This is a genomic window from Photobacterium sp. R1 (assembly GCF_054600795.1).
The window spans coordinates 339,277-347,532 of sequence record NZ_BAAHZP010000005.1 but is presented as its reverse complement, the minus strand read 5'-3'; the positions used below and the strand labels follow the sequence as shown (position 1 = coordinate 347,532).

Sequence of the window (8,256 nt, the reverse complement as noted above, 5' to 3'; positions counted from 1 at the left end):
AAAAGGATCTGACCCAGATATAATCTGACAGCACCGCTAAAAGTGGGTAACTGTCAGATCAGGTCTGAATCAGTACATTTTATGTGAGCGTTTTTTCATAGATAAGCGTGATAAAAGCAGGAATGTTGTCAAAATTACATTCCTTAAGCGCATGATCTTCTGAGTCTTTTCCCCTTTTAATTTATCACTTGATTAGTACAATTCATTGTGCGTACTCAATTTCTTGCTTTGATGACTGTCCATAGAAGGACATTGGAGCTTATCGTGTTAAAACCAAATAATTCATGGACGTGGTATTACGACCAGAAGAATGACTCTTTGATGCTCGATTTGGGCGAAGAGATGGTTTTCCGCGTTTCCATTCCATGTAAACACCTCATCACCTGTGCGTTCAACCGCAGTGAATTCACTGTGGATGATGCAAGTACCTATCAAACATTCCTGGAAAACATCGCGACGCTGGAGCTGTCAGCCCCACGCAAAGTCGAGTTGGCACTGAATGCGGTCGCTGCAAGCCGGTTTCATAAGCCAATGATGCCGAAAAGTTGGTTCTTCACTCAACAAGATGGGGGATATGAGCCACGAAACGGTGAAATTATTGCTCTGGACACTGAACTGGCCACTGGGAAATACCTGGTGATTGAAAATAGCGGCTGCGCAAGTCTGTGTATGCTGGCCGATGTTGAGCCACACCAGCTGGCAATCGGTAAGGATATCGACTTTTGTGGTGTTATTAAGGTCATGAATGACAGAATGCAGTCTGTCCGCATTGATGATGAATTAGGCTTTGCCCTGGTCGGTTAAACCGGGGCTGAACCTTCCTTTTCTTCCTTCGTAATCCTCGCTCCAGATTCTCTATTTTTCGAAGCTGTCACTGCTCGCGTTTTCACTGAACAGCAGCAGTTTGATGTCTGTTTCTGATTCAGACTGACGCATAGGATTGTGAAAGCAATTCGTATTATCAGGCCTGAACAATCGTTGAGCAGGGGTAGTGTTCTGCTGCGCCCAACGGGACAGTTTACTTCCGCAAAATGTTAAAGATGCTGAACCTCGCCACTACAATGACTGATTTTTCGACGTATGGCTCATTTTCAGGGCATATCGGCGAATCTAAAAATCGGTACCAAGGTCAAAAGACCGTAAAAATTTGCATTTTTTCGTGCCTCTTTTTGTCTTTTTACAGCAAAAAAATACAAGCTTCATCACAATAAATATCGTTCACTCTCATCAATATTTCCCCATTTTCCTCCATTATGAAAGTCTGTAACAGTGATGAAAATTACTCTGCGGCAAGTGTTTCCTATTGGGAAATAATGAGAGTTTCCTTTCCGGAAAGAATGAATCCTATGTGAATGAGCCTTGCGGAGAGAGCGAGTATTCACCTGCAAATAATGACTAAGTTGCAGAAAAAGAGAGTGCCTGTAGTTAATTGCTCTCTCTTAAGCTGCTGATTTATTTTTATTTATTATTTTTGTTTCCATGAGGAAACAGTTAGCGTGTGTGAATGTTAGCGCTTCCACACAATCAAAATCCATCGATTTTTCAGATGGATACGTATCTTTGTTTCCCCTGGGAAACGGTCTTTTTGGTCTGAACATTAGAGGAGCATTGAATATGCAATGCGGTTAGCTCACTTTTGAGCTGGTGAATGAAGGCAACTGAGCAGCAACTGAACATGAACGATTGTGGTCGCCTGACAGGGAATATGTGCAAAAAAAGGGCGTCTGATACCCGGGATACAGGTGTTTAGCGATGATTTCAGGTATAATCGCCCGCAACATTTGTATGAAAAGAACCTCATGAATCAATATCTCGCTATTACTTCCCGTGGCCTGGAAAATCTCCTAGCCGATGAACTGTCACAATTGGGTGCCTCACAAGTGAAAGTGGTGCATGCTGGCGTGCGTTTTTCAGCTGATCAGCACACTGCTTATCGTTGTTGCATCTGGACTCGAGTAGCATCGCGCATCATTCAGATTCTGAGTGAATTCAACGTCAGAAATGATTTGGATCTTTATCTGGGTGCAACGGCTATCAACTGGGACCAGTATTTCAGTTCCAGTACACGCATTGTTGTGGATTTCAACGGTACGAACCGAGAAATACGAAATAGCCAGTACGGAGCCATGAAGGTCAAAGACGCCATTGTTGATCGTTTCGTCAAAGGTAATCAGCCTCGTCCTACCATTGACCGTGAACGCCCTGATTTGCGTATTCATGTTCGTCTGTCCAATGACAGAGCCATTGTGGGTCTGGATATGGCGGGAAGCGGCCTGCATCAGCGTGGCTACCGGACTGAAGCCGGTCAGGCACCATTACGTGAAACACATGCTGCGGCTCTGGTGATGAAAAGTGGCTGGACGCCTGAACAACCATTGCTCGATCCCATGTGTGGTTCAGGTACGTTATTGATTGAAGCCGCCATGATTGCTGCGGAGATTGCTCCCGGCCTGAAGCGTAAGCACTGGGGCTTTGAAGCACTGAAAGATTTCGATGAGCCGGCCTGGCAGGAAATCCATGCTGAAGCATCCGTGAAGGCTCGTCGTGGCGTGAGTAAAGTTACGGTTAAGTTTTATGGCCGTGAAATGGACAGACGTGTCCTGAGTATTGCCAGAGATAATGCCGGCCGCGCAGGTGTAGTTGAGCTGATGGATTTTGAATACGGTGATGCAGCGCAACTGGTTCGCCCGAAAGATTTCGAAACCGGGGTGATTTTGTGTAACCCACCGTATGGTGAACGTCTGGGAACGACACCGGAGCTGATTGAACTTTATACCGAGCTGGGTAATCGCCTGAAATTAGCATTTGCCGGTTCCACTGCCTCGATTTATTCATCTTCAAACGAATTGTTAAGCTGTATGCGAATGCGCGCAGATAAACAGTTTAAACTGCGCAATGGTGCGCTGGACTGTGTCCTGAAGACCTACAAGATCACCGCTGGTGGTGTGAAGCAGGTGGAAGGTGCTCAGGAAGGTGAGTTGGTAGAGCAGCAGGTTGCCCCGGATTTTGCGAACCGTTTAAAGAAAAACCTCTCGAAGCTGGATAAATGGGCGAAGAAGGAAAAGCTGGATTGCTATCGCGTCTATGATGCTGATTTGCCGGAATACAACGCTGCGGTCGATAAATACAAAGACTATATCGTGATTCAGGAATATGCGGCGCCGAAATCCGTTCCTGAAGAAAAGGCCCGTCGCCGTCTAATGGATATCATGCGTGCAACGATTCAGGTGACTGGTGTAGACAGCGATAAAGTCGTGCTGAAAGTACGTGAGCGTCAGAAAGGCAAAAGTCAGTACCAGAAGCTGTCCAGTGCTGCCCGTTACATGACCGTCGATGAATACGGTGTGAAACTTCAGGTCAATCTTTTTGATTACCTTGATACCGGTCTGTTCCTGGATCATAAAATCACCCGCCGCCGTTTAGGTCAGATGGCCAAGGGCAAAGATTTCCTTAATCTGTTTGCGTATACCGGTTCAGCGACCGTCCATGCGGCTTGTGGGGGGGCTAAATCGACCACGACAGTGGATATGTCGAATACCTATCTGCGCTGGGCTCAGGAAAACATGGCGCTTAACGGACAGGTGGGTCAGCAGCATGAGTACATTCAGGCAGACTGCCTGCAGTGGCTGCAGGAAGTGGATGACACTTTTGATCTGATCTTCATTGATCCGCCTACGTTCTCTAACTCAAAGCGCATGAAGCAAAGTTTTGATGTTCAGCGTGATCACATCATGCTGATGGAGAACCTGAAGCGTATGTTGCGTCCGGGCGGCCAGATTGTTTTCTCCAACAACAAGCGCCATTTCAAAATGGATGAAGCAGGGCTGCTGGCGTTAGGCCTGCAAGCGAAGAATATTTCGTCTGAGACATTACCTCAGGATTTTGCACGGAATAAACACATTCATAACTGCTGGATTATCACGCATAAGGAAGGCGGCCTCTGAGCCACCCATAACATAACTAAGGATTGTTACTTGCCTATCATCCTCTACAGTACTGAAGGGTGCCACCTCTGCGAACAGGCTTATGCGCTGCTTGCAGAGGCGGGTGTTGCCGGACAGGTTGACGTTGTTGATATTGCTTTTGATGACGGCCTGTTTTCTCGTTACGGTGTCACGATCCCTGTGGTGTCCATTGAAGCGAATGGATCTGTTTCTGAGCTTGGCTGGCCGTTTGATGCCAGCCAACTGACTAATTGGTTAAAGAGTCATGGCGTTAATTAAAATTAGTAATGCGCAGCTGGCCTATGGCGATCATCCTCTGCTGGATAACGCTGAGTTTTTGCTGCAGCCCAATGAGCGGGTGTGTCTGGTTGGCCGGAACGGTGCCGGTAAATCTACCCTGATGAAAGTCATCGCCGGTGATGTGCTGCTGGATGACGGAAGCATTCAGCGGATGAGCGAGCTGAAAGTATCGCGTCTCGAACAGGATCCGCCACGCGATGCAGACGGCACTGTGTTTGATTATGTTGCGGAAGGGCTGTCGGATGTCGGTGGTCTGCTCCGTGAATATCATCATCTGCTGGACAGTATTACCACGGACCCAAGTGAGTCGAACTTCGCAAGACTGGCCAAGGTGCAGGAGAAGCTGGATCACGCAGATGCATGGCAGTTCGATAATAAGATCACGTCGGTGCTTGAACATCTGGAGCTGAAACCGGAAATTTTGCTGACCGATTTGTCGGGTGGCTGGCAACGGAAAGCAGCACTGGCGAGAGCTCTGGTGAGTGATCCTGATATCCTGCTGCTTGATGAGCCGACGAACCACCTGGACGTCTCCACGATTGAATGGCTGGAAGGGTTTCTGAAAGACTTCCGCGGTTCCATTATCTTTATTTCGCATGACCGTGCCTTTATCCGTTCCATGTCGACCCGGATTGTGGATTTGGATCGGGGGCAGCTGAATTCTTTCCCTGGGGATTACGATAAGTACCTTGACGCGAAGGAAGAATTGCTGCGTGTTGAGAGCGAACAAAATGCTGAGTTTGATAAAAAGCTGGCTCAGGAAGAAGCCTGGATACGTCAGGGGATTAAAGCCCGTCGTACCCGTAATGAGGGGCGTGTTCGCGCGCTGAAGCAGCTTCGTGTTGAGCGAAGCGAGCGTCGCGAAGTGACGGGTAAGGCTGATATGCAGCTCCAGGAAGCACGCCGTTCTGGAAAAGTGGTCTTCGAAGCGGAAAACATCAGTTATCGCTATGATGAAAAGCCAATTATCCAGGATTTCAGTTTCAATGTGATGCGTGGTGACAGAATTGCACTGATTGGTCCGAATGGTTGCGGTAAGAGTACATTACTCAAGTTATTGTTGGGTGAACTCCAGCCGACAGAGGGGCATTTCCACTGCGGTACGAAACTCGAAGTTGCTTATTTTGATCAGTATCGTGAAATTCTGGATCCGGAAAAGACGGTTCTGGATAATCTGGCTGAGGGTAAGCAGGAAGTCGTGGTCAACGGTCGTAGCCGGCATGCGCTGGGCTATTTGCAGGATTTCCTGTTTCATCCCAAGCGTGCCCGCACACCGGTGAAGGCACTTTCCGGAGGTGAGAAAAACAGGCTGCTGCTGGCTAAATTGTTCCTTAAACCAAATAATTTGCTGGTGCTTGATGAACCAACAAACGATTTGGACATCGAAACTCTGGAACTTTTAGAAGATATTCTTGCCAATTATCAGGGCACTTTGCTCTTAGTCAGCCACGATCGACAGTTTGTTGATAATACTGTGACCACAAGCTGGATTTTTGAAGGTCAGGGTGTCATTAATGAGTACGTTGGTGGTTACCATGATGCTCAGGCCCAGAGAGAAAATTCTGCATCTCAGAGAGCAAAAGCGCAGGCTGAAGCCATTGAGGCAGAAAAGAAAAAAGCTGAGAACAAACAGCGGCAGCAGGCAAACCGTGAGAAACCGGGTAAAAAACTGTCTTATAAGCTCCAGAAGGAACTTGAAGAGCTGCCTGCTCGTTTAGAAAATTTGGAAAATGAGATTGCCGGTCTGCAGGAGAAAATTAATGATCCTGCCTTCTTCCAGAGTGCGCCCGATGATACTCAAGTGACGCTGTCACGCCTTGCCGAGGCGGAACAGGCTCTTGAAGAAGCATTTGAGCGCTGGGAAGAGCTAGAAGCAATGCAAAAGGAATCCTAATGCGACATAAGACGTTCACGTTTTCTGCACTGGCGGTGTTCATCGCCAGTGCTACACAGGCTCAAGCGGCGGTTTATGATGTCATCGAAATTACGGGTGACACGAGCGGTGTAGAGACACTGCAGTACTATGATAAAAACACGAGTACGCTGGCTGAGAAGGTACAGTTTTACGGTCAGGGGATTGAACCGTCGGCAAGCGGTGTGAACTGTTTTGAAACCAGTTGTGCTTCTACGGATCACAAACTCTACGGTGAAAGCCGTTTTGGCAGTGATGGTGTCGATATTCGTGATGAAGTCCCATTCCAGTTGGATAATTTTCAGCAGATTAACGATCAGTGGTCTCTGGAAAGGTATTGTAATTCAGCATTAGGTTTCAACACATGTGATACCTGGGCGAAGATCCGTTACTTCGGCACGGATTACAATTCAGATAATCCGGAAAATGGAGAAAGTTTTGGCGGTTTACGTCGTGAGCAGTTTGCATGGCAGAACAACTATTACGCGAATACCTTACCATTGCTTGATAATGGGTCAGATAACCTTGAACGGGTAACGACCTTTGCCAATACGGCTGCTGGATATGACTCTAGCGTGACACCGTCACTGGGTTCGCTGGTGGACAGCAGTGATCATGTCACGACGAACGCTGCCGTGAATGCGTTAGGAAGCTCGACGTTGGGAGATTTTACCCTTGGTGTCACGAGCTCTGCCTATTTCGCCAACAATAATCACTACGCACGCCAGTTTAACAAGCGTGGCTTCGTGAATGTTAATGGTAATCAGGTGTCTTTGTTGCCTGTCACCGGAAACGCTCTGGTGAAGAATATGGGCCAGACGTTAGCCTGGGATGCCGTGGAATATCCTGAAAACAGCGGTAATCTGCTGGTGGTTGGCAGCGCAGCATTTTCGCCTTCTGAACTGAATAACAACATGAAGGTGCCAGATGATGTGTCTGTGAGTCGAAGCGATCTGACGAATTGTAAAACAAATGGTGCCGACCCGAGTCAGATCTTCAATTCTTGGGCATGTCAGTTTGTTGTGTTTGCAAATGATGCCGTGTTCTGGAACGTTGACGGCAGTGCAACGAATCCAGAGGCACAGCTGTTGTCTGAAAGGGCTTCGAACCGTCCTGCACTTGATCCGGATGATAAGAACCGTTCTTTCCAGGCTTCAGCTCGGGCTGTTGCTTTAGTGAACCAAAAGCCTGTGATGGTGGGTTATACAACCGACTCTGTCGGCAATGATTATTATGCAATGCGCGCCGCTGTCTACAAGCTGAAAGACGGCGTCACAGGAACACCAACAGCTAAAGACTGGGCAGTATCCTATATCCCGAATCTGAATATTGAATCAGGGGATGAGCGTGTCTATCGCTATACGCTCGCGACGGACATTAATGAAAACGGCAAGGTTATTGGTGTTGCGAAGTCAGCACGCTCCGAAGAGCGTTCATTTGCTGAAAAGTTGTATGTATACGACGTCAACACACAAAAGTTCTCCTGGCTGGATTCTTCCGTAAGCAGCTTATTTTTTAAAGGTGCGAATGGTTTTGCCAGTGAGATTAATAACAATGACCAAATCGTTGGGTGGGTTGATACGGAGACCGTGAACCAGGTGAATGGTCGTCAACGTCGTCAACGCGCATTCACATATCTGGCTGGTAGTGACATTGTCACTGATGCATTGCCAGCGAAGTCCGCATGGTTGCTTGATGATCTGACGAACGATGATGTCCTTAGCGGTAATGCCAATAAATTCCGTATTGCGCAGGCGACCGGGATCAATGATGCCGGAGTGATTTCTGCAACGGCACTTAAATGCGAGAACGGTTTTCAAAGCCTCAGCAAAGATGCCAAGTGTGAAGGCGAAGAGCGTTTGGTCGCGGTACAGCTTGTTCCAAAAACGGATGCAAAAGTACAAGCACGTTTGGATGAAAAAGAGAAGGTCACCCGGAAAGGTGGATCTCTTGGCCTGGTGACGTTGTCACTTTTGGCGTTTTTTGGGTTACGCCGGAAACAGTAATCTTGCAAACTTTGTTTAAATTTTAATCAGGCTCACAAGTTGTGAGCCTGATTTTTTATGAAGGTTGATATCTTTCTCTAAATATCCAATCCTT

At 47.5% G+C, this 8,256-nt stretch carries 5 protein-coding genes; all 5 read left to right on the top strand.

All coding sequences use genetic code 11. The features are described 5' to 3' along the window. Positions 1-261 precede the first annotated feature (261 nt). The 5 genes from ACYP03_RS11245 to ACYP03_RS11225 all read left to right on the top strand — a co-directional run bounded on the left by ACYP03_RS11245 (position 262) and on the right by ACYP03_RS11225 (position 8,162). Positions 262-804, top strand: coding sequence for a cell division protein ZapC (locus ACYP03_RS11245; RefSeq protein ID WP_459779860.1), 543 nt, complete (start codon positions 262-264; stop codon positions 802-804). 995 nt (positions 805-1,799) lie between these two features. Further along, complete coding sequence (rlmKL, locus tag ACYP03_RS11240; protein ID WP_459779843.1) at positions 1,800-3,944, top strand: bifunctional 23S rRNA (guanine(2069)-N(7))-methyltransferase RlmK/23S rRNA (guanine(2445)-N(2))-methyltransferase RlmL; 2,145 nt, start codon at positions 1,800-1,802, stop codon at positions 3,942-3,944. A gap of 30 nt (positions 3,945-3,974) precedes the next feature. After that, positions 3,975-4,223, top strand: a complete 249-nt coding sequence (locus ACYP03_RS11235) for a glutaredoxin family protein (protein WP_330959503.1) — start codon at positions 3,975-3,977, stop codon at positions 4,221-4,223. Next, the gene (uup, locus tag ACYP03_RS11230; RefSeq protein ID WP_330959504.1) at positions 4,210-6,138 is read left to right on the top strand and encodes an ATP-binding cassette ATPase Uup; all 1,929 of its coding nucleotides are present in this window, start codon (positions 4,210-4,212) and stop codon (positions 6,136-6,138) included. Before ACYP03_RS11235 ends, uup begins: the two co-directional genes overlap by 14 nt. Next, on the top strand, positions 6,138-8,162 hold the full coding sequence (locus ACYP03_RS11225) for a DUF3466 family protein (protein ID WP_459779840.1): 2,025 nt from the start codon (positions 6,138-6,140) through the stop codon (positions 8,160-8,162). Before uup ends, ACYP03_RS11225 begins: the two co-directional genes overlap by 1 nt. Positions 8,163-8,256: the final 94 nt, after the last annotated feature.